Consider the following 19,106-nt stretch of genomic DNA (forward strand, 5'->3'; position numbering starts at 1 on the left):
CTCTCCTTGCAACGCCGGCGATTGGCGAAAGCCGGCGTAACAGTCAATCTCCCCCCTTGCGGGGGAGATGCCCGGCAGGGCAGAGATGGGGGCCTCGCGCATACTCACGCAGTTACCGCCCTTATCGCCGGGTAGAGCGCACGATACCTCTGATAGGCATCTGCATAATCCCCACCCAGCCCAGCATCCGGCTCGATCGTCGCATCCGTTGCCGGCGCGGTGCAGACGGCAAGCGGATCGGCGCCGGTCGCGGCAATCAACCCAAGCCGAGCTGCTCCAAACGCCGCGCCGAAATCGCCGTCGGCGGGAATATCGACCGGTACCTGCAGCGCGGTGGCGATCGCCTTCAGCCAGTAGCGCGAGCGCGAGCCGCCGCCGATCGCGGTCACCCGGCTCAGCGTCGTGCCGGCCGTCTTCAACGCTTCGAGGCTGTCGCGAAAGGCGAAAGCGACGCCCTCGAGCACGGCCTGCGTCAGCACGGCCCGGCTCGATTGATGCGCCAGCCCGGTAAAGGAGCCCCGAATGGCGGAATCATTGTGCGGCGTGCGCTCGCCCGAGAGATAGGGCAGGAAGGTAACGCCCGTCGGCGCCTTCAGCGTATCGCCGAGTTCGCCGGTCAGGTCGCCGGCACTCTTTGCCGTGATCTCCGACAGCCAGTTGAGCGAATCGGTGGCCGACAGGATCACGCCCATCTGGTGCCAGGTGTCGGGCAGCGCATGGCAGAACGTGTGCACTGCGCTTTCCGGATTGGGCAAATAGGAGGCGTTCGCCGCGAACAGCACGCCCGACGTGCCGAGCGACACGAAGGCGTGGCCGGCGCCGACCGTGCCCATGCCGCAGGCCGAGGCCGCATTGTCCCCGGCGCCGCCGGCAATTGGAATTCCCGCCGCGATACCCCATTTCGACGCGAGCTCGCCGCGCAAGGCGCCGGCCTTGGCAGTGCCTTCGACCAGCGAGGGCATGTGCCTTTCATCGAGCGATGTCGCCGCCAGCAATTCGGGCGCCCAGCGCCGCTTCCCGACATCCAGCCACGAGGTGCCGGCCGAATCCGACATCTCGGAAATATGCTCGCCGGTCAGCCAGAGCCGCAGGTAATCCTTTGGCAGCAGCACTTTCGCCACCTTGGCAAAAATTGCCGGCTCGTTGTTCTTTACCCAGGCAAGCTTCGGCGCGGTGAAGCCCGGGAAGACGATGTTGCCGGTGAGCCTGCGGAAGCGCGGATCGGCATCGAGCGCGGCCGCCTCGACATAGCTGCGCGTGTCGTTCCACAGGATGCACGGGCGCAGCACCTTGTCCGCGGCATCGAGCAAAGTGGCGCCATGCATCTGGCCGGAAAGGCCGATGCCCTTGACCGCGGTGAGCTCCTTCGGATGGGAAGCCTTGAGTTCGGCAATCGCCGTCTCGCAGGCCTCGATCCAATGCGCCGGATCCTGCTCCGACCAACCCGGATGCGGCCGCGAAACGTCGAGCGAGCCATGGCCGGAGCCGATGACTTTCTGACTGTCATCGATCAGCAGCGCCTTGACGCCCGAAGTGCCCAGGTCGAGGCCGAGATACATGATTTCCTCCCACTGCCGTTAATTTTTTCGGATCCCGAAAAAATCTGGCTTGGCCAGTTTTTAGGACAAGATCCGCTCCGGGTCAATTCTCTGACAAATCGGCCGCGCGACGCGAGAACAGCGCCGACAGCGGGCTGTCGGGCCGGGCGAGCCGCCGTTCGGCCGTCAGCGCCCGCGCGAGCGCCGCATCGCCGGCTCGCAACGCGGCCTCGATCAGCGTCAGGTCGATCACGTCGCGCTGCGCATGGCTGCCGCCGAAACGATGCGCGATCGAGCGGATCGGCCGGATCAGGCGCACGGCCTCGTCATATTTGCCTTCGCCGAAAGCCTTGATCGCAAGCGTCAGCGGATGGCCGACATCGCGCGTGAAGGCGGCGTTGTCATCCTCGCCGCGCATCGCCTCGCGTTGCGCTTCGAGCAGCGTCTTGGCCGGCGCCTCCAGGCCTGCGCCGACAAAGGCCATCATCGCATGCGCGTCGTTGAAGGCATAATTGCCGGCGGCGGCTTTTGGACTCCAGTTGGCGGCAAGCGCCGCCCAGCGGTCGCCGACATCGACGCCGCCCAGAGCGAGGCGCCACAGGATCGCCGAGGCATCGACCATATTGAGCGCCAATGTCGAGCGGTCGCCATAGATCGGCCCGTCATAGAGCTTGAGCACCTCGTCGGTTTCGCCGAGATCGTAATGGAACAGCGCCAGATGCCACCAATTGTGGATCTGGAGAAAACTCTCCTTGGTCCATGCATCTGGATTGGCGCGCATCCAGGCGATGCCGTCTCGTTGCCGGCTTTGCATTTCCATGACATGCGCGACCGCATGCTGCGCCCAGCCGTCGCGCGGCTCGATCTCCACAGCCTGCCGGCCGAAGCATTCGGCACGGCCATAATCGCCCATTTCCTCCAGCCCGAACGCCTGCATGCCTAGAATGGCGTGGTAGCCCGGCATGCCTTTCTGCCAGGCCGGCAGCGCCCGGCCGATGCGGTCGCGCAGCATGCGCGCATTGCCGGTGAAGAAATCGATCTGATGCCCGACCTGCAGCGCCAGCGCATCGCGCGGAGTGTCAATCGCGATATCCTCCAGGATGCGTGCGCTTTCATACCAGCGGCCATCGGCGAGATGCCCAAGCGCCGCGACATGCGCCCGTTCGCGCGTGGTGCCGGCGAGCGGCAGCGCCGCCATGTGGCATGATCGCGCGACAGCCATCGCGTCCCGCTCGGTGGCGAGGCCGAACAGATAGCCCTTGAAAACATGCGCCATGACGAAGGTCGGATCATCGGCGATGGCGCGGTCGATAGAACCGACCGGATCGCCGATGAAGCATTGCAATTCATGCACAGCGCGGGCGTAGGACGAAAACCCGGCTTCGGTCGCACCGGAATAGGTAAGACCGAATGCGTCCTTCATAGCTTCAGTTGGCCGACCGCATCGCCACCGTGGCGATGCCGGCGCCGACCAGCAGCGTGCCGCCGGTGCGGTTGAAGATGCGGATCGCCTTCGGGTTGCGCACGATCGCCCTGGCCCTGGACGCGACCAGCGCGTAGCCGAAGGCATTGGCGAAGGCCAAAGTCAGGAAGGTCGTCTCGAAGATCAGCATCTGCGTCCAGAAGTCGGCATGCCGGTCGAGGAATTGCGGCAGGAAGGCGACGAAGAAGGTGATGCTCTTCGGGTTCAGCGCCGTCACCAGCCAGGCATGCGCCATCATCCGTGCCGCCGAGACCGCGTCGGTGCGCGGTTCGGCCTTCAGCGCGCCGCCGGCGCGGAACAGTTTTATGCCGAGATAGATGAGATAGCCGGCGCCGATCACCTTGAGCATGGTGAACACCGTTGCTGAAGCCGCAAGCAGCGCGCCAATGCCGAGCATCGACAGCGTCATGGCGGTGAAGTCGCCCAGCGCCACGCCCACCGCCATCGGCAACGCGGTGCGCCAGCCTTGCCCAAGCGCATAGGAGACGACCAGGAGGATCGTCGGGCCAGGAATGATGAGAAGAATGGAAGAGGCGGCGGCGAAGGCAGCCCAGTTTTCGAAGGACATTTCCCTGCTCCTTGAGCGCAAAGAAAAGGATAAATCCTGGGGCCGGGGAGAATGTAAAGGGGCCGTTGGAAAAATCTTCAGCGCCGAGGCCGGCGGCTCATCTACCGCCATAACGATCCGTTAGGGTTAAGCCCGGCACGGGCTCTTTCACCCTTTTTCAACGATGAATGGCGAAAATGCCTGCGATCCGGCCGGACCCCCGCCGGCAGCGTAGGATTTGTGCATGCGCGAGTTGCCGCAACGTCTGACGCCGCCTTCCAACGGCGCCGCAATCGATATCGAAATTCAGCTTTCCCGTCGCGCCATGCTTTCCGGCGTGGGCGCCATGGCGCTGCTCGGCCTCGCCGGCTGCAGCACCACCGACACGCTCGACCTGCCGCAAATGCAGCTCGACAACACCGTCACCGGTTCCGTGCCTCCCATGCGTCCGGCGATCAGCGTCGACAAGAACATTACCGGCCCGGACGTCATGTATGCCTCGCTCACCGACGGCGGCTTCCAGGTGCCGGAGGTGCCGTGGCAGAAGGTCAAGCCGCAGTTCCGCCGCCAGATCGTCGTCGACAAGACCGGCGAGGCGCCCGGCACCATCGTCGTCCACTTGCAGGAGCGCATGCTCTATCTCGTCCAGCCGGGCGGCGACGCCATCCGCTACGGCGTCGGCATCGGCAAGGACGGCTTCCGCTGGTCGGGCCGCGCCAACATCCAGTACGGCCGCGAATGGCCGGTGTGGACGCCGCCGCCGGAAATGATCCAGCGCAAGCCCGAACTGGTGAAATGGCAAGGCGGCCAGCCCGGCGGGCTCACGAATCCGCTCGGGGCGCGGGCGCTCTATATCTACCAGAACGGCAAGGACACCGGCTACCGCATCCACGGCTCGCCCGAATGGTGGAGCATCGGGCAGGCAATGTCGTCGGGCTGCGTGCGTCTGATCAACCAGGACATCATCGACCTCTACAGCCGCGTTTCCAAGAAGAACCCGGTCGTCGTGGTCTGATCTTTCCAGGCGACCTGTCTGGCCGCCATTTCGAGATCCCGTTTCTTCCGTTGCGCGATGCCGCAAGACAGGCGAAGGTGCCGTGAAAACCTTCGCCTCGGGAGAGAAAACATGGCTGGAACCTTCGTCATCGCGCAGGGCGGCGGCCCGACCGCCGTCATCAACCAGACGGTCGTCGGCGCCACGCTGGAAATCCGCAAGCGTCATCCAGGCGCCAAGGTGTTGGGCTCGCTCCATGGCGTGCGCGGCATCCGCGACGGCAATTATGTCGATCTCTCCGCCATCCCCGAGGACAGGCTGCGGCTGATTGCCGGCACGCCGAGCGCCGCCCTCGGCTCGACCCGCGATAAGCCGGACGCTGCCTATTGCGAGGTCATCCTCAACGGCCTGAAAAAGGCCGGCGCCGACGCCTTCATCTATATTGGCGGCAACGACACGTCGGGCACGCAGCAGATCCTGACCGATGCCGCCGGCGGCTCGATCGCCTTCGTGCATGCGCCGAAGACCATCGACAACGACCTTGAGGAGAACGACCACACGCCGGGCTTCATCTCGGCGGCCGAATTCGTCGCCGGAGCCTTCCTCTCCGTCGACCTCGATTTCCGCGCGCTGCCCGGCATCTATGTCGGCATCGTCATGGGCCGGCACGCCGGCTTCCTTACCGCCGCCGCGGCCGCCTGGCAGCTCGATCCCGACAGCGGCCCGCATCTGATCTATGTGCCGGAGCGCGCGTTCTCGGCGAAGCGCTTCATCGATGAGGTGCGCGAAAAGCTGGACCGCCACAAGCGCTGCATCGTCGCCGTCTCTGAAGGCGTCAGCACCGCCGACGGCAAGGCTCTCGTCGAAAGCCTGGTGCCGCCGGACAAGCTCGAGCGCGACCAGCACGGCAATGTCAAATTGTCGGGCAGCGACCTGCCGGCGGCGCTCGAACGGGCCTTGGCCGAGGGCCTGCCCGGCAAGCGCGCGCGGGTCGACGCGCTGGGCTACATGCCGCGCGGTTACGTCGGCGCGATCAGCGCCGTGGATGCCAAGGAAGCCTTCGACGCCGGCGCTTTCGCGGTTGCTGTCGCAGGCGAAGGCGGCGGCTCGGTCGCGCTGCAATATGACGGGTCGAAGACGGTGTTGAAGAAGGTGCCGCTGAAGGCGGTGGCCGGCAAGACCCGCCACATGCCCGACGATTTCATGAAGCCGGACGCCAACCAGCTTTCGGAAGCCGGCATGGCCTACCTGAAGCGGCTGGTGCCGGAAAAATACAAGGTCGGGAAGCCGTTCATCTGATGGGCGGCGGCTCGATGCCCGAGCTTGAGGTTGGCGACTGGTTCGGCAAGGCGAAAGTCGATGCCGGCACGACGATGCTGACCGAGCCTTTCGTGCATGATTTCGTGCGCGCCAATATGTGGCATCTGAAGGGCCGCGAGGCGGATCTGCTGGTCGATACCGGCATGGGCATCCGTCCGCTGGCGCCTGAGATCGACACGCCGCCCGGCAAGCCGCTCATCGTCGTCGCCACGCACATCCATCTCGACCATGTCGGCTCGCTGCATGAATTCCCGCTGCGCCTAGGCCCGAAGATGAGCGCGCCGCGGTTCGACGCCATGGATGATGCCGTCACCTACGCTTACATGTTCCACAATCTCGACGGCGCCGTCTCGAAACTGCCGGCGCCGGACTGGAAGGCGGCCGATTACCGGATTCCCTCAGCACCGCTGACGCGTGCGCTCGACGAAGGCGACATCGTCGATCTCGGCGACCGCAAATTCCGTGTGCTGCATCTGCCTGGACACTCGCCGGATTCGATCGCGCTTTTCGACGAGGCCGATGGCCTCTTCCTCGCCGGCGATGCCATCTATGACGGCATGCTGATCGACGATCTGCCGGATTCGGACCGCACGGCCTATTGCCGCACCATGCGGCGCCTGCTCGACCTGCCGATCCGCATCGGCCATGGCGGCCATGGCCCGAGTTTTACCAGCCAGCGAATGCGTGAGATCGCCTCCGCTTATCTGCGTCGGAGAGAGCGGTTCGTAAGCGCTCTCTGAATTAAATCTTCGTAAGGTCATCCAAAGGCCCTGATTCAGGCCATTCCGCACCCTAAATCCTGATTGTCGATCCGGCCGGCTGCCATGCAAGGCGAGGCAGGCAATCCCGGTCGCCGACACGCCAACGGATGCGTGCTTCGAGACACATCCGGGGTGCCCGATCAACCTCTCGCCCGGACAGAAACGACCATGTCACCCATGAACATTCTTCGCAGACATCGCGTCGCGGCCCTGTTGGGCGCTGCGCTGATCATTTCTCCCGTTATTGGTTCCTTTGCCGAGAGCACGAACAACGCCGGATTGAGCAACGCCGTCGCCACCACGCAAACTCCCGCCGCCGGCGTTACCGCGCCTAACGGCTCCTTCGCTCCCATCGTTGCCACCACAAAGCCGGCAGTCGTAACAGTCACGACAATGATGAAGGGCCAGCCGGACGCCATGAGCGAGGGTTCGCCCTTCGACGGCAACTCGCCTTTCGACGACTATTTCCGGCAATTCTTCGGCGACCAGGGCATGCCGATGCCCAAGACGCCCCCTCAGCGGGCACCACGTAGCGAGGCGCTCGGCTCCGGCTTCATCGTCAGCGCGGATGGCACAATCGTAACCAACAACCATGTCATCGACGGCGCCAGCTCGATCAAGGTGACGCTCGACGACGGCACCGAGCTTCCGGCCAAGCTTGTCGGCCACGATGCGAAGCATGACCTGGCTGTGCTCAAGATCAAGGCAGACAAGCCGTTGCCGACCGTCAAGTGGGGCGATTCCAGCAAGCTGATGACCGGCGACCAGGTGCTGGCGATCGGCAACCCATTCGGCATCGGCACCACGGTCACCGCCGGCATTGTCTCGGCGCGCGGCCGCGATCTCCATAGCGGGCCGTTCGACGATTTCATTCAGATCGACGCGCCGATCAATCACGGCAATTCGGGCGGTCCGCTGGTCGACATCCATGGCAATGTGATTGGCATCAACACCGCCATCTACTCGCCCAATGGCGGCAGCGTCGGCGTCGGCTTCGCCATCCCGTCGGATCAGGCCCAGAAAGTCGTGGCCAAGCTGATGAAGGGCGGCGACATCGAATACGGCTATCTCGGTGTGCAGATCCAGCCGGTCACTCCGGATGTTGCCGGCGCCATCGGCCTCGACCATCCTGCCGGAGCCTTGGTTTCGTCGGTCACGCCGGGCTCGCCGGCGGCCAAGGCGGGCATTGAAGTCGGGGATGTGATCACCGGCTTTGGCGGCCAGGAGATCAAGGATCCGAAGGACCTGTCGCGCGCCGTCGCAGATGTCCCGCCCGGCAACAAGGAAACCGTCGACATCTGGCGTAAGGGCAAGGCGGTTCAGGTCTCCGCAGACGTCGGCCGCAACACCGACGAGGTGCAGACCGCCTCGAATGGCGAAGGCGGCAAGCCGTCAGCGGGCCAGGGCGTGCCGTCGCTCGGCCTCGGGCTGACCGATATCACTCCCGATATCCGGCAGGAGCTCAACCTTGCCGACAACCAGCACGGCGCCGTGATTGAGCGTGTCAATCCGGACAAGGCGGCTTCGGCGGCGGGCCTCCAGCCGGGAGACGTGATCATCGGCGTCGACCAGACGCCCGTAAAGAACGCCAGACAGGCGAACCAGGCGATCGCCGAGGCAGCCAAGTCGGGCAAGAAGTCGGTGCTGCTGCTTGTCGATCGCGGCGACCAGCAGATCTTCGTCGCAGTGCCTTTCGCGGCCGGCTGACGACGTCTTGGCGACCTGCCTGTTGCAAGGCGGGTCGCCAAGATTCTTGTTGCCCGTAGAGGTATATTCGAGAACACTCCCCGCATCCTTCCACCGGTGCAGGAGGCGTCTCGATGGTCACGCGCGGCTTTTTTTCCGGACGGCGTCCTCATTCCGACGCCGACGCGCGCATCCCGCCGGGCCAGTACCTGGAACAAGGTTTCCCGGTTCTCTCGGCCGGGCCGACGCCGCGCGTGCGCACCGAAAATTGGTCCTTCACCTTGAAGCAGGGGCCGCGACCGCTCAAGAAATGGAACTGGGCCGAGTTCAACGCCCTGCCGCAAAGCAAGATGACGCGCGACATCCATTGCGTGACGGCCTGGACCAAGTTCAACACGCCCTGGCAGGGCGTGATGATCGACGACATCCTCGCCGATGCCGGCATCGAGCCGCCGACGGCCTACACGCTGGCGCTGTCGTTTGACGGCTATTCCACCAATGTGCCGACCAAGGACCTCATCACCGGCAAGGCGATGGTGGCGCTGCTTTACGAAGGCAAGCCGATCACGCCTGATCATGGCGGGCCGGCCCGGCTTCTGGTGCCGCATCTCTATTTCTGGAAATCGGCCAAATGGGTGAACGGGCTGCAGTTCACCGAGCGCGACGAGCCGGGCTTCTGGGAGCTGCGCGGCTATCACATGTATGGCGACCCCTGGCGCGAGCAGCGCTATTCCAGTGACCCGTGAGGGGCGATTTGTGAGCAGCAATCGATGAGTGCCGAGCCGTCGCCGCAATCGCCCTGGCAGGCAGCCACGATCACCCGCATCGAAAAGCGCACGCCACGCGTCACCAGCTTCTGGTTCCAGCCGTCGCGGCCCTTCGCCCATCTGGCCGGACAGCATGTCGACGTCCGGCTGACGGCGCCGGACGGCTATCAGGCGCGCCGCTCCTATTCTATTGCCTCGGCGCCGGGTGCCGTCGTCGAGCTCGCGATCGAGCGGCTCGACGACGGCGAGGTCTCGCCCTTCTTCCACGATGTCGCTGCCGTCGGCGACGAGATCGAGCTGCGCGGACCGCTGGGGGGCCATTTCATCTGGGAGGAGAGCGACGGCGGGCCGATCCTTCTGGTAGGCGGCGGCTCGGGCGTCGTGCCGCTGATGGCGATGGTGCGCCATCGCACGCTGCGCAACAAAGCGGTGCCCGTTGCGCTGGTGTTCTCGGCCCGGGTTTGGGACGAGGTGATTTTCCGCGACGAGCTGATCGGCCTCGACGATCGTCGTGACGGGTTCGATCTGGTGCTGACGCTGACCCGCGAGCCGGCGAGGCGGCCGCCCGACTATTCCCGGCGCGTCGACGCCCGCATGATGGCGCAAGCCATCGAGCGCCTGCCGAAGGCACCGAGGCTCGCCTATGTCTGCGGCTCGAACGCCTTCGTCTCGGCCGCCGCTGATGCCCTGATTGGCGCCGGCGTTCCGGCGGGGATTATCCGCACCGAGCGCTATGGAGTTTGACAGAAGCCCGTTGAAATTCGACCGAAAGGTAATACCTTACTTACAATTGGTATTACTGAGGAGCGAAGATGGCCACCACCGTTACGTCAAAAGGACAGGTCACCATTCCAAAACCGGTCCGCGATCTGTTGGGGATCGTCCCGGGAAGCAGGGTCGATTTCCGGCGCGCCGCCGATGGGAGCGTAGTGCTTGCTCGTGTCGACAGAAAGCAAACGGCGAGCCGCTTCGCCAAGTTGCGCGGCCATGCCGGCGAGGGGCTTACGACCGACGCGATCATGGCGCTGACGCGTGGTGAAGCGTGACGCTCATCGACACCAACGTCCTGCTTGACCTTGTTACTGACGATCCAAACTGGGCAGATTGGTCGGTTGCTCAGCTTGAGGCGGCGAGCCTCAACGGACCATTGTTGATCAACGATGCGGTCTATGCCGAGCTCGCCGTACGCTATGCCCGCATCGAGGATCTTGACGCTTTTCTCGATGCGGCCGGTCTTGAAATGGCTCCCATGCCGAGGGCCGCTCTTTTCCTTGCCGGAAAGGTATTTACACAGTACCACCGGTCAGGAGGACAAAAGACTGGTGTTTTGCCGGACTTCTTCATTGGTGCGCACGCTGCGGTCGGCCATCTTCCACTTCTGACCCGCGATATCGGCCGATATCGAACCTATTTCCCCTCCCTGAAGCTGATTACCCCAGGCTCTTGAGCCGTCCCGGACTGTTGCGCTGATGTCAGCCGGTCGGAGAGAATTTCGCCGAAACGAGCTGGAAAGGCAGCGCGCCGTAGCTGGCGACGGCCTGCTCGCTGTCCCAGACGCGAAACTGGCGTGACGGCCGAGCCTCCAGCACCAGGGCCCGTCCCGCCCGCTCAAGCTTCACCTTGCCGCGAAAGCGCAGCATCCGCTCCCCGCCGGAGCGGCTGATCGACATCGAGCGCAGCCGGGCCACGTGCCGGTCGCCCGCATTGATCTCCATCTCGATGCGTCGCCTGACCGGCGGGACGACGATGCGCACGATAAGATCGAGCGTCATCTCGCTGGCTTCGCCCTGCGGTCCGTCCAGGGTTTGCGAGAGCACAAATGCGGCAGGCCCGCCTGTCGCCTTCGTCGTCACGGACTTGCCGCGCCACACGATGTCGGGCTCGGTCTGCTTCAGCCGGCCTTTCTTGCGCTGCAGGCGCAACTGCTTTGCAAATCCCCGCGACAGCCAGGTCAGCGCGCCGAAATCGGTGCGCGGCTTGGCCTGCAGAACCGACGACAACCGGGCCGCGCCGCGCCGGTCAGCCATGTCCACCACCTTGGCCAGCACGGCCTCCGGCACAGCGATGCCGATCTCCAGCGCAAGATAGGAAAGCGCCACCGCCGCGGCGACGGCGAGACTGCGCCTGGCGATGACATCGAGGAATATGGTCCAGTCGACAGTGCCGCCCTCGATGGCCACGGTGCAATCGACCAGCCAGTCGCTATGCGTATGTGCGTCGAGGCCGCCATGCGCGATGGCGAGCGCGATGCGGTCGGCTGCCGAGGGGACGACTACGCTGACATCGCTGAATTTGGCGGCAATCGCGCGGCGCCAGATGGCGAGGTCGTCCTCGGTGTTCTGCTGCGACCCGTCATAGGCAAGCTGATGCAGGTCGATGTCGCCGTAATTGCCCTTGAAGAAATTCATCGAGCGCAGCGATCCCAGCCGTGCGCGCAGATATTGCGGGGAAACACCGCTGGCGATCTGCCAGCCGCGGTCGCGCAGCACATCGAAGGCCGGCTGCATATCGCCCGGCCGCACCAGTATATCGATGTCATGCGCCACGCGCCCGCGCTGCGCGGCGGCATCGAGCGCGGTGCGGCTGGCGCCCTTGATCAACATCACCGTGCAGCCGGCATCGACCATCGCCTTCAGTGCGGGCTCGGCCTCGCGCATGGCCATGCGCGACTTCGTCCACAGCATCTTCTGCAGGCCGGCCAGGCGCGGATAAGCGGCGTTGCCGGCAAGCTTGCGTCCGAACCTGTCGGAAATCGCGGCAAGCAACCGGTGTTCCCGGAAGGAGACGTGGTCGATGTCGTTCTCGTTCAGCCAGCCGGCGGCGCAAAGGCGCGCCGCCTCTTCGTCGGGCAGAAGTGCTGCCTTGAGCAACTGGTCGAGCGAGCCGGTCGGCCAGGACCAGCCATAGTCTGGAAAACGCCTGCCGATGCGACGGATCTTCGTCATCAGCTGGAGCTGGCCTTGCTTTGCGCTCGTCGCAGCATGGCCAGGCGTGCCACTTCCAGGTAACCGCGGTCGCGTGCCGCGTCGCGCCCATAGGACAGGCTCCCCGGCCTGATGCGCCGCAGCGCCAGGACATCAGGCATCATGTCGAGGACAAAACCGCTTTCCCGCGCGCGGGCGATCCAGTCGATCATCTCGCCGCGGCCGCCCGGCGGATCGACCATCGGGCCGACGCTCTCCGCGGTCTCCCGGCGCATCAGCATCGTTGAGCGCGACCAGCCGGGCGTTGCGGTCGGGGCCATCGCGTCGGGCTCTCCGTCGCGGAAGGCGCGCATATGGGTGAAGACCCCGGATATGCCGGGAAGCCGTTCGAGATGGGCAAGCTGCGCCGCGATCTTTTCAGGCAGCCAAAGGTCGTCGGCATCGAGCGTGGCGACGAAGGGCGTCGACAGCGCGGCGATGCCGCGGGTGGTCGCGCTGCCGGGTCCGGCATTGTCCTGGCGCAAAAGCCTGAGCGGCAGGTCGATGCCGCCGATCGCGGCGGCGAGATCGTCGGTCGAGCCGTCGTCGACCACCACGACCAGTTCGGGCCGCAACGTCTGCGCCGCCACCGATCGCAGCGTCTCCGCGATCGTGGCGCTGGCGTTGTAGGCCGGAATGACGACGCCGTATGCGCTCATCACATGAACTGCCAGTCCGCGAGTTTCTTCAGTTCGAAGATGCCTTCGATCGGCTTGAGCGAAGGGTTGGCCCTGCGCCGCTTCATCGACTTGTAGATCGCGCGCATGAACTCGCGCGACTGGACATCTTGCTGCCTTGTCATGTTGCCGGCGTGCCGCCGATAATAAAGCGCCAGCGTGTCCGGAAGCGCGCATCGGGGGCCGAGCTCGAAGCTGCGCAGCAGGAAGTCCGTATCCTCGGCCTGAACGAAGTCCTCGTCGAAAGCGCCGATCCGGTCGAGCAGACGGCGCGAGAAGATCGCCGCCGAGAGATGGATGCCGCGAACCGTGATGCTGGTGCTGTCGCGGGTCGGCTCCAGCGTCTCGTCGTCGATCGTGTCGACCAGCATCATCCTGGAATAGGTGAGCTCGAGAGAAGGATCGCGCCTGAAAAGGTCCAGATCCGCCGCGAAGCGCCCGGCTGGCGAGATGTCGTCCGAATCGAGAAAGGACACCAGTTCCGTCTCCGGCTTGAGCCGGCTGAGCCCGCTGTTGCGCGCCCGGGTCACGCCCATGTTTTCCTGCCGAAACAGCCGGATGCAAGGCGCTTCGTCCATCATCGCGCGCACCGCTTGGGCCGAACCGTCGGTCGAGCCGTCGTCGATGACGATGATGTCGAGATCGGCGGCGTCGCGCTGCCTGATGAGCGAACGCAATGCCGCAACGACATAGCGCTCGCGGTTGTAAACAGGCATGATCACGCTCAACTTCACCGGGCGCTCCGGACAAGGAAATCCGCAATCGTAGCGGCGATTTCTCCTGGGCGTGACCCAAGTGAAATCCGGTAGCATGGCAGTAGCCGGGTCAGATCGCTGAAGAAGCGAAAACCGCTTTCGCGTTCGCCAGGCATCTGGGCGATGCCGGACGGCGCCAGCGCGATGATGGCATCCTTGCGCGAAATCGGTGCGATCGAACTTGTCTTTCCGCCGCTGACATGTGGCACCAGCAACGCGCAAATGTCCAGACTCTCACCTACTGGCCGGGGCGCGATCTCGTGAATGTGGAAGGCATGCTTGCCTTGCCAGTTGAGCGGGCGGCCGGTTCCCAGCCGCCTTTCCAGCCCGAGCCGGGCGAAACCCGGCGGATCCTGCTTCAGGATCGAAAACAGCGGTCGCGCCGTCACGCCGCCGGAAAGGTCGATCAGCACGTAATCGTCGCCGACGCTGTCCAGCCCGTTGAGCAGTCCTGCTACGACGGTTCCGGATTTTCCCGCACCCCCGGCGCCTGCCAGCAGCACGCCCCTGCCGTCGAGGCCCAGCGTGCCGGCATGGGCAAGGCGCATGCCGCGCGCGGCGTATTCCCAGTGCAGGAAGGCGCGCAGCGGCGACCCCTGCTCCCAAGGCGGAAACGCGTCGGGAGACCGCATCAACTGGACGCCGATCCGTCGGGCGGGATCGTAGACCTGCCAGAAATCCAGATCGTGGTAATGATGGCCGCGCAGCCCTGCCTCCGCAAGTTTCCGGGCAAAGCCGTGCTCGGTGAAATGCGCATCGCCCCAGCTTGCCGGTTCCGGCATGTCGCCGATGCCTGGATGGCCGATGAAGATACGGCATTGGCGGGAGTCCCGCGGATCGCCTTCGGCTTCGATGAAGGCCTGGCCAAGGGCATCAGCGAGCGCGCCGGGATCGAGATGCGCGATCAATTCCAGCCCCGGCAGGCGGATAGCACGCCGGACCGGAAACTGCCCGGCCGCGCCTTCGGCAGCGGCGATGAGAAAGCGGGCATAGTCCGGCAGGGTCTCGAGCGTCACATGTGGCATGGTCTGTTCCGGCCGCCCTGACCTTTCGCCGGTTCAGGAAACCTGCTTGACAGCCGGCCAGCCGAGCGGCTCCTCGACTTCGTGGATCGGGTCGACGATGATCAAGTCGGCAAGATCGTCATGGACGCTCACGGTGAGCGGTTCGCTCGCCGCCGCCAGCGCCGCCGGCAAATCGTCGGATGACGGTAGCGGCGTTGCGCTGGAAGGCGCCAGCAGCCCGAACTCGACCAGCTGCGTAATGAATGCCTCGATCGCGGCGGCGTCGATTCTGCCAGCGGCCGATCGGATCAGCGCTTCGGTGCCGACACCCGAGGACAGCGCCTGCCACACTTTGCTGCCGGAATCGGAGAAGCCGAAATATTTGCCGTTTGAGAGGTCGAGCACGACAGCTTCGCCGTCGAAAGATTCGAAAACGATGTCCCGGCTCGTGACGGCGTAGACGTCGGAAAGAGGCATGTCCTTGACCCCCACTCTACAATTCCGGCCGGCGGCTGCGCCGGTCGTAATCGTTGCCCTGACCCCAGGACAACGCCTGTAAACACTCGATCCTTGCTTGGCAAGGCAGGGCATAACGGCGCCATCTCGACCATTTGGCGTTCAATTCGCGGTTCGAGCCCCGATTTTTGGGCGCCGACAAGCAGGGCGACCGCGACCCTCCCGGCGCGAATACCCGCTGGCCTGCAGTCTGAACATGGTCATGGAGCGGGCCGAATCGGCCTGTGGAACCGGGGTATGATGGTTAATAGTATCGAAAAGTGACTATTAGGAGATTCTAAAATCGAACTGAACGGTTCGTTTCTGTTGACGGTGCGTGCAGGATGGTGTGAACGGTGGCGCTCCGATACATTTGGTGAGCCAACGGTAAAATCTGCATAAGTCATTGATTAAATGCGATAAAAATAAAGTCGTAGGCATGCTTATCAAAACTTCAAGATGCGCAATCATGGTCCAGACGGAAAAACTTCGTGATTGGAATCCCGCCCTCGGCTCACCCAAATCAGCGCTGTCCGGACGACGCGATTTCATTCCCAAGACACGCCGCTAGACGGACTGAATAAAGATACTGGAGTAGCAAAAATGAAAAAGATTGTTCTCACTGCCGCAGCCCTTCTGGCAATTTCTGGCAGCGCCTTTGCTGGTAGCGACCATTACAACCCGAATGAAGGCAATCAGGCGGCGGCCAAGGTCGACTCGTCCTACACGGCTGCGGTCCGCCAGTCTGCGCCGGCCACTCAGCAGCCTGCCACGACGGGCGCCGACCACAACCTTTTCGGCAACAACTAACGGTCGACTTGAACCGGCGGCGGGCTCGCCCGCCGCATCGGTCGGACCACAAGATTCAGGAGCACTGAAATGAAGAAGATCGTTCTTGCCACGGCCGCCCTGCTGGCCGTTTCCGGCGCTGCTTTTGCGGGCAGCGACAATTACAACAACAGTGGCGTCAACCAGCCGGCCCCGGCGGTCGATACCACCCCTACGTCGTCGATCGGCACTGACTCGCCTGTCTACAAGCTGCTGAACTCGTCGCGCGACGTGCAGAAGTCGGCGCCTCAGGGTGCCGACCGCGACCACTTCGGCAACCGTTGACAGCCGACTGTGATTTGAAAGAGAGAGGGGGGGGCCAGGCCCGCCGCTCTCTCTTTTTGCTGGGAACGCCAGCCTGCCGATAAAGCAATTCCAGGAAAAGTGTAAGCGGTTTTCCATCCGGAATTGCGTGAAAACAAAGAGATCGAGAGTTTCGCCGTTTCGGTGAAACGGTGAAACTCGCTAGCGTCAGGCAGCCTTTGCTTCCTCGCGATGCAGCGTGAAGGAATGGCCGTCGGCGTCAAAGATGTGCAGATCGCCGGCGCCTGCGTTGAGCCGCAGCGTCTCGCCGCGCTTGACGTCGACATTGCCCGGCAGCTTGGCAACCAGCGGCAGGTCGGCGCGGCCGATATCGATATAGACGAGCTGAACCTCGCCGAGCTGCTCGATATAGTCGACCTTGCCCTCGAACAGAAAGTCCGCGCCTGAGGCAATCGCGAGATCCTCCGGCCGCACGCCGAAGCTGACCGCCGCGCCATTGGCCGAGGCCGGCGTCGCGATCGGCACCGTCGCCTTGCGGCCGCCGACATGGCTGACCACGGTCGGATTGCCGGCCTTCTCGATCTTCGCAGGCAATATGTTCATGGCCGGTGAGCCGATGAACTGGGCGACGAACAGGTTGCCGGGCCGCTTGTAGAGTTCCATCGGCGTGCCGACCTGCTCGATAACGCCTTCCTTCAAGACCACGATGCGGTCCGCCAGCGTCATCGCCTCGACCTGGTCGTGCGTGACGTAGATCATGGTGGTGTTCGGCATCGATTCCTTGAGCTTGGCGATCTCGATGCGGGTGGCGACGCGCAGTGCTGCGTCGAGATTCGACAACGGCTCGTCGAACAGGAACACCTTCGGGTTTCGCACGATGGCGCGGCCGATGGCGACGCGCTGGCGCTGGCCGCCCGACATCGCCTTGGGCAGGCGGTCGAGATATTTGGTCAGTTGCAGGATCTCCGCCGCCTGGCGCACGCGCTTGTCGATCTCGGCCTTGCTTTCCTTGCCGATCTTCATCGAGAAGGCCATGTTGTCGTAAACCGTCATATGCGGATAGAGCGCATAGGACTGGAACACCATGGCGATGCCCCGCTTCGACGGCGGCACGTCGTTCACCACCTCGCCGTCGATCTTCAGCTCGCCCGACGTGATCTCCTCGAGGCCGGCGATCGACCTCAGCAAGGTCGACTTGCCGCAACCCGACGGCCCGACGAAGACGATGAACTCGCCTGATTTGATATCGAGGTCGATGCCGTGGAGAATGTTGAGGTTGCCGTATGATTTCTTCACCTGGTTGAGCGTGACATCGGCCATGTTTTTCTTCTCCCGTTGATCCCTGTTTTAGAAGTTCAGTCGATGCGTCCGAACCAGGCGCCGTAGCCGCCGAGGCGGACCGGCCCGCTGCCAGTCTGTCCCGAAAAGCCGTGCCCGGGCAAGGGTTGCAGCGCACCTTTGCCGAGATCGACCTCGGAGGGCTTGCTGCCGAGATTGAAGGCGCAGACGATCCGCTCATTGCCCTCGCGGCGCGTGAAGGCGACGGTGTCGCCATCGCTTTCGATAAAGTTGATGTCGCCCTTGGTCAGCGCCGGATGCTGGCGCCGGAAGGCTAGGAAGCGGCGGTAATGTTCGAGCAGCGAGCTTGCGTCGCCTTGCTGCGCGTTGACCGCCTGCGACAGGTGCTTGCCCGGCACCGGCAGCCACGGCTTGGCGGTCGAGAAACCGCCATTCTTGGCGGCCGCGTCCCAAACCATCGGCGTGCGGCAGCCGTCGCGACCCTTGAACTCCGGCCAGAACCGGATGCCGTAGGGATCCTGCAGGTCCTCGAACTTCAGCTCCGCCTCGCCAAGGCCGAGCTCTTCGCCTTGATAGATGCAGACCGAGCCGCGCAGCGACATCAAAAGCGCCGAGATCACCTTCAGATAGGCGGTCGGATCCGCCTCGTTGGCGGCCCAGCGCGAGGCGACCCGCATCACGTCATGGTTGGAGAAGGCCCAGCACGACCAGCCGTCGCTGGCGACCGTGCCGAAGGCCTCCAGCACCGCGCGCGCTTTCGCCGCGCTGATCTTCTCCGGCGCCAGGAAGTCGAAGGAATAGCACATATGCACGCGCTTGCCGTCGGCGGTGTAAGCGGCGACCACCTCCAGGCCGCGCTGGGAATCGCCCACCTCGCCGACGGCCGCCTGCGCCGGATATTCGTCGAGAAGCGCGCGGAAGCGCTCCAGGAAGCCGAGATTCTCCGGCCGGCTCTTGTCGTAGATATGGTCCTGATAATTGTAGGGATTGACCGCCGGCGCCGTCTGGTCGTTGCGCTGTTCCGGCGGCAGCGGCGGATTGTCCTCCAGCCCTTGGCTATGGAAGTAGAAATTGATCGTGTCGAGGCGGAAGCCGTCAACGCCGCGCTCCAGCCAGAAGCGGGTGATGTCGAGCAGCGCGTCCTGAACTTCTGCGTTGTGGAAGTTGAGGTCGGGCTGCTCGGCCAGGAAATTGTGCATGTAATACTGCTGGCGGCTGGTGTCCCACTGCCAGGCCGAGCCGCCGAAGATCGACAGCCAGTTGTTGGGCGGCGTGCCGTCGGGCTTTGCGTCCGCCCACACATACCAGTCGGCTTTCGGATTGTTGCGGCTGGAACGGCTTTCCTTGAACCAGGGGTGGATGTCGGCGGTGTGCGACAGCACCTCGTCGATCATCACCTTAAGCCCCAGCCGATGGGCTTCCGTCACCAGCGCGTCGAAATCGGCGAGCGTTCCGAACATCGGGTCGACGTCGCAATAGTCCGACACGTCGTAGCCGAAATCCTTCATCGGCGATTTGAAGAAGGGCGAGATCCAGATGGCATCGACGCCGAGCGAAGCGATATAGGGCAGGCGCTGAACAATGCCCTTCAGGTCGCCGATGCCGTCGCCGTTGGAGTCCTGATAGGAGCGCGGGTAAATTTGGTAGATCACCGCGCCCCGCCACCAGTCGCGGTCCACGGCCGGGTCTGGCTGCGACGTCGCCTTCAAAGCCGATTGCATGTCT

At 64.0% G+C, this 19,106-nt stretch carries 20 protein-coding genes; 10 read left to right on the forward strand and 10 right to left on the reverse strand.

Translation table 11 applies throughout. From position 1 onward, the window contains the following. Positions 1-104: 104 nt before the first annotated feature. The 3 genes from xylB to LB525_RS15740 all read right to left on the reverse strand — a co-directional run bounded on the left by xylB (position 105) and on the right by LB525_RS15740 (position 3,589). Positions 105-1,559, reverse strand: coding sequence for a xylulokinase (gene xylB, locus LB525_RS15730; protein WP_224545292.1), 1,455 nt, complete (start codon positions 1,557-1,559; stop codon positions 105-107). Between the two features lie 82 nt (positions 1,560-1,641). Next, positions 1,642-2,961 (reverse strand): tetratricopeptide repeat protein, encoded by a 1,320-nt coding sequence (locus tag LB525_RS15735; RefSeq protein WP_224545293.1) that lies wholly within the window; start codon positions 2,959-2,961, stop codon positions 1,642-1,644. A 4-nt stretch (positions 2,962-2,965) separates the two neighbouring features. After that, positions 2,966-3,589: a LysE family translocator gene (locus LB525_RS15740; RefSeq protein ID WP_140844649.1), complete on the reverse strand. Its 624-nt coding sequence runs from the start codon at positions 3,587-3,589 to the stop codon at positions 2,966-2,968. A 304-nt stretch (positions 3,590-3,893) separates the two neighbouring features. Here LB525_RS15740 and LB525_RS15745 point away from each other — a divergent pair, with 304 nt between their 5' ends. The 8 genes from LB525_RS15745 (at position 3,894) to LB525_RS15780 (ending at position 10,543) form a co-directional block, all read left to right on the forward strand. Beyond that, positions 3,894-4,583 carry a L,D-transpeptidase gene (locus LB525_RS15745; protein WP_224545401.1) on the forward strand — a complete coding sequence of 230 codons (690 nt, stop codon included), beginning with the start codon at positions 3,894-3,896 and terminating at the stop codon, positions 4,581-4,583. Between the two features lie 111 nt (positions 4,584-4,694). Then, positions 4,695-5,861, forward strand: a complete 1,167-nt coding sequence (locus LB525_RS15750) for a diphosphate--fructose-6-phosphate 1-phosphotransferase (protein WP_224545294.1) — start codon at positions 4,695-4,697, stop codon at positions 5,859-5,861. A 14-nt stretch (positions 5,862-5,875) separates the two neighbouring features. Continuing rightward, entirely contained in the window at positions 5,876-6,622 is a 747-nt protein-coding gene (locus LB525_RS15755) for an MBL fold metallo-hydrolase (protein ID WP_224545295.1), read from the forward strand. Between the two features lie 189 nt (positions 6,623-6,811). After that, the gene (locus LB525_RS15760; protein ID WP_224531745.1) at positions 6,812-8,350 is read left to right on the forward strand and encodes a DegQ family serine endoprotease; all 1,539 of its coding nucleotides are present in this window, start codon (positions 6,812-6,814) and stop codon (positions 8,348-8,350) included. 113 nt (positions 8,351-8,463) lie between these two features. Beyond that, entirely contained in the window at positions 8,464-9,075 is a 612-nt protein-coding gene (locus LB525_RS15765; protein ID WP_224545296.1) for a molybdopterin-dependent oxidoreductase, read from the forward strand. Between the two features lie 24 nt (positions 9,076-9,099). Next, the gene (locus tag LB525_RS15770; protein ID WP_224545297.1) at positions 9,100-9,840 is read left to right on the forward strand and encodes a ferredoxin reductase; all 741 of its coding nucleotides are present in this window, start codon (positions 9,100-9,102) and stop codon (positions 9,838-9,840) included. A 68-nt stretch (positions 9,841-9,908) separates the two neighbouring features. Next, entirely contained in the window at positions 9,909-10,142 is a 234-nt protein-coding gene (locus LB525_RS15775; RefSeq protein WP_095768178.1) for an AbrB/MazE/SpoVT family DNA-binding domain-containing protein, read from the forward strand. Further along, positions 10,139-10,543 carry a type II toxin-antitoxin system VapC family toxin gene (locus LB525_RS15780; protein ID WP_224545298.1) on the forward strand — a complete coding sequence of 135 codons (405 nt, stop codon included), beginning with the start codon at positions 10,139-10,141 and terminating at the stop codon, positions 10,541-10,543. Before LB525_RS15775 ends, LB525_RS15780 begins: the two co-directional genes overlap by 4 nt. Positions 10,544-10,568: 25 nt before the next feature. Here LB525_RS15780 and LB525_RS15785 read toward each other — a convergent pair whose 3' ends face one another. Genes LB525_RS15785 through LB525_RS15805 form a run of 5 tightly spaced genes read right to left on the reverse strand, consistent with a single transcriptional unit; the run spans position 10,569 to position 14,972 of the window. After that, positions 10,569-12,041 (reverse strand): nucleotidyltransferase family protein, encoded by a 1,473-nt coding sequence (locus LB525_RS15785; RefSeq protein ID WP_224545299.1) that lies wholly within the window; start codon positions 12,039-12,041, stop codon positions 10,569-10,571. Continuing rightward, entirely contained in the window at positions 12,041-12,718 is a 678-nt protein-coding gene (locus tag LB525_RS15790; RefSeq protein WP_140628591.1) for a glycosyltransferase family 2 protein, read from the reverse strand. The genes LB525_RS15785 and LB525_RS15790 overlap by 1 nt, the downstream gene beginning before the upstream one ends. After that, positions 12,718-13,470: a glycosyltransferase family 2 protein gene (locus LB525_RS15795; RefSeq protein ID WP_224545300.1), complete on the reverse strand. Its 753-nt coding sequence runs from the start codon at positions 13,468-13,470 to the stop codon at positions 12,718-12,720. Before LB525_RS15795 ends, LB525_RS15790 begins: the two co-directional genes overlap by 1 nt. Next, positions 13,467-14,516, reverse strand: coding sequence for a serine kinase (locus LB525_RS15800; RefSeq protein ID WP_224545301.1), 1,050 nt, complete (start codon positions 14,514-14,516; stop codon positions 13,467-13,469). Before LB525_RS15800 ends, LB525_RS15795 begins: the two co-directional genes overlap by 4 nt. Positions 14,517-14,549: 33 nt before the next feature. Next, positions 14,550-14,972, reverse strand: coding sequence for a PqqD family protein (locus LB525_RS15805; protein WP_224545302.1), 423 nt, complete (start codon positions 14,970-14,972; stop codon positions 14,550-14,552). Positions 14,973-15,593: 621 nt separating this feature from the next. Between LB525_RS15805 and LB525_RS15810 the strand changes: the two genes are divergently transcribed. Then, on the forward strand, positions 15,594-15,800 hold the full coding sequence (locus LB525_RS15810; protein WP_224545303.1) for a DUF680 domain-containing protein: 207 nt from the start codon (positions 15,594-15,596) through the stop codon (positions 15,798-15,800). Between the two features lie 69 nt (positions 15,801-15,869). Beyond that, the gene (locus LB525_RS15815) at positions 15,870-16,103 is read left to right on the forward strand and encodes a DUF680 domain-containing protein (protein ID WP_095768186.1); all 234 of its coding nucleotides are present in this window, start codon (positions 15,870-15,872) and stop codon (positions 16,101-16,103) included. A 186-nt stretch (positions 16,104-16,289) separates the two neighbouring features. Here LB525_RS15815 and LB525_RS15820 read toward each other — a convergent pair whose 3' ends face one another. After that, positions 16,290-17,402 carry an ABC transporter ATP-binding protein gene (locus LB525_RS15820; protein ID WP_224531767.1) on the reverse strand — a complete coding sequence of 371 codons (1,113 nt, stop codon included), beginning with the start codon at positions 17,400-17,402 and terminating at the stop codon, positions 16,290-16,292. Between the two features lie 35 nt (positions 17,403-17,437). Next, on the reverse strand, positions 17,438-19,102 hold the full coding sequence (locus LB525_RS15825) for an alpha-glucosidase (protein WP_224545304.1): 1,665 nt from the start codon (positions 19,100-19,102) through the stop codon (positions 17,438-17,440). Positions 19,103-19,106 lie beyond the last annotated feature (4 nt).

Source organism: Mesorhizobium sp. CA16, from assembly GCF_020165175.1.
Taxonomy (GTDB): Bacteria; Pseudomonadota; Alphaproteobacteria; order Rhizobiales; family Rhizobiaceae; genus Mesorhizobium.

Excerpts from the sequence above, each read along its gene's own strand:
- xylB (WP_224545292.1), bottom strand. The coding sequence starts at position 1,559 with ATGTATCTCGGCCTCGACCTGGGCACTTCGGGCGTCAAGGCGCTGCTG.
- LB525_RS15735 (WP_224545293.1), bottom strand. The coding sequence starts at position 2,961 with ATGAAGGACGCATTCGGTCTTACCTATTCCGGTGCGACCGAAGCCGGG.
- LB525_RS15740 (WP_140844649.1), bottom strand. The coding sequence starts at position 3,589 with ATGTCCTTCGAAAACTGGGCTGCCTTCGCCGCCGCCTCTTCCATTCTT.
- LB525_RS15745 (WP_224545401.1), top strand. The coding sequence starts at position 3,894 with ATGCTTTCCGGCGTGGGCGCCATGGCGCTGCTCGGCCTCGCCGGCTGC.
- LB525_RS15750 (WP_224545294.1), top strand. The coding sequence starts at position 4,695 with ATGGCTGGAACCTTCGTCATCGCGCAGGGCGGCGGCCCGACCGCCGTC.
- LB525_RS15755 (WP_224545295.1), top strand. The coding sequence starts at position 5,876 with ATGCCCGAGCTTGAGGTTGGCGACTGGTTCGGCAAGGCGAAAGTCGAT.
- LB525_RS15760 (WP_224531745.1), top strand. The coding sequence starts at position 6,812 with ATGTCACCCATGAACATTCTTCGCAGACATCGCGTCGCGGCCCTGTTG.
- LB525_RS15765 (WP_224545296.1), top strand. The coding sequence starts at position 8,464 with ATGGTCACGCGCGGCTTTTTTTCCGGACGGCGTCCTCATTCCGACGCC.
- LB525_RS15770 (WP_224545297.1), top strand. The coding sequence starts at position 9,100 with ATGAGTGCCGAGCCGTCGCCGCAATCGCCCTGGCAGGCAGCCACGATC.
- LB525_RS15775 (WP_095768178.1), top strand. The coding sequence starts at position 9,909 with ATGGCCACCACCGTTACGTCAAAAGGACAGGTCACCATTCCAAAACCG.
- LB525_RS15785 (WP_224545299.1), bottom strand. The coding sequence starts at position 12,041 with ATGACGAAGATCCGTCGCATCGGCAGGCGTTTTCCAGACTATGGCTGG.
- LB525_RS15790 (WP_140628591.1), bottom strand. The coding sequence starts at position 12,718 with ATGAGCGCATACGGCGTCGTCATTCCGGCCTACAACGCCAGCGCCACG.
- LB525_RS15800 (WP_224545301.1), bottom strand. The coding sequence starts at position 14,516 with ATGCCACATGTGACGCTCGAGACCCTGCCGGACTATGCCCGCTTTCTC.
- LB525_RS15805 (WP_224545302.1), bottom strand. The coding sequence starts at position 14,972 with ATGCCTCTTTCCGACGTCTACGCCGTCACGAGCCGGGACATCGTTTTC.
- LB525_RS15810 (WP_224545303.1), top strand. The coding sequence starts at position 15,594 with ATGAAAAAGATTGTTCTCACTGCCGCAGCCCTTCTGGCAATTTCTGGC.
- LB525_RS15815 (WP_095768186.1), top strand. The coding sequence starts at position 15,870 with ATGAAGAAGATCGTTCTTGCCACGGCCGCCCTGCTGGCCGTTTCCGGC.
- LB525_RS15820 (WP_224531767.1), bottom strand. The coding sequence starts at position 17,402 with ATGGCCGATGTCACGCTCAACCAGGTGAAGAAATCATACGGCAACCTC.
- LB525_RS15825 (WP_224545304.1), bottom strand. The coding sequence starts at position 19,102 with ATGCAATCGGCTTTGAAGGCGACGTCGCAGCCAGACCCGGCCGTGGAC.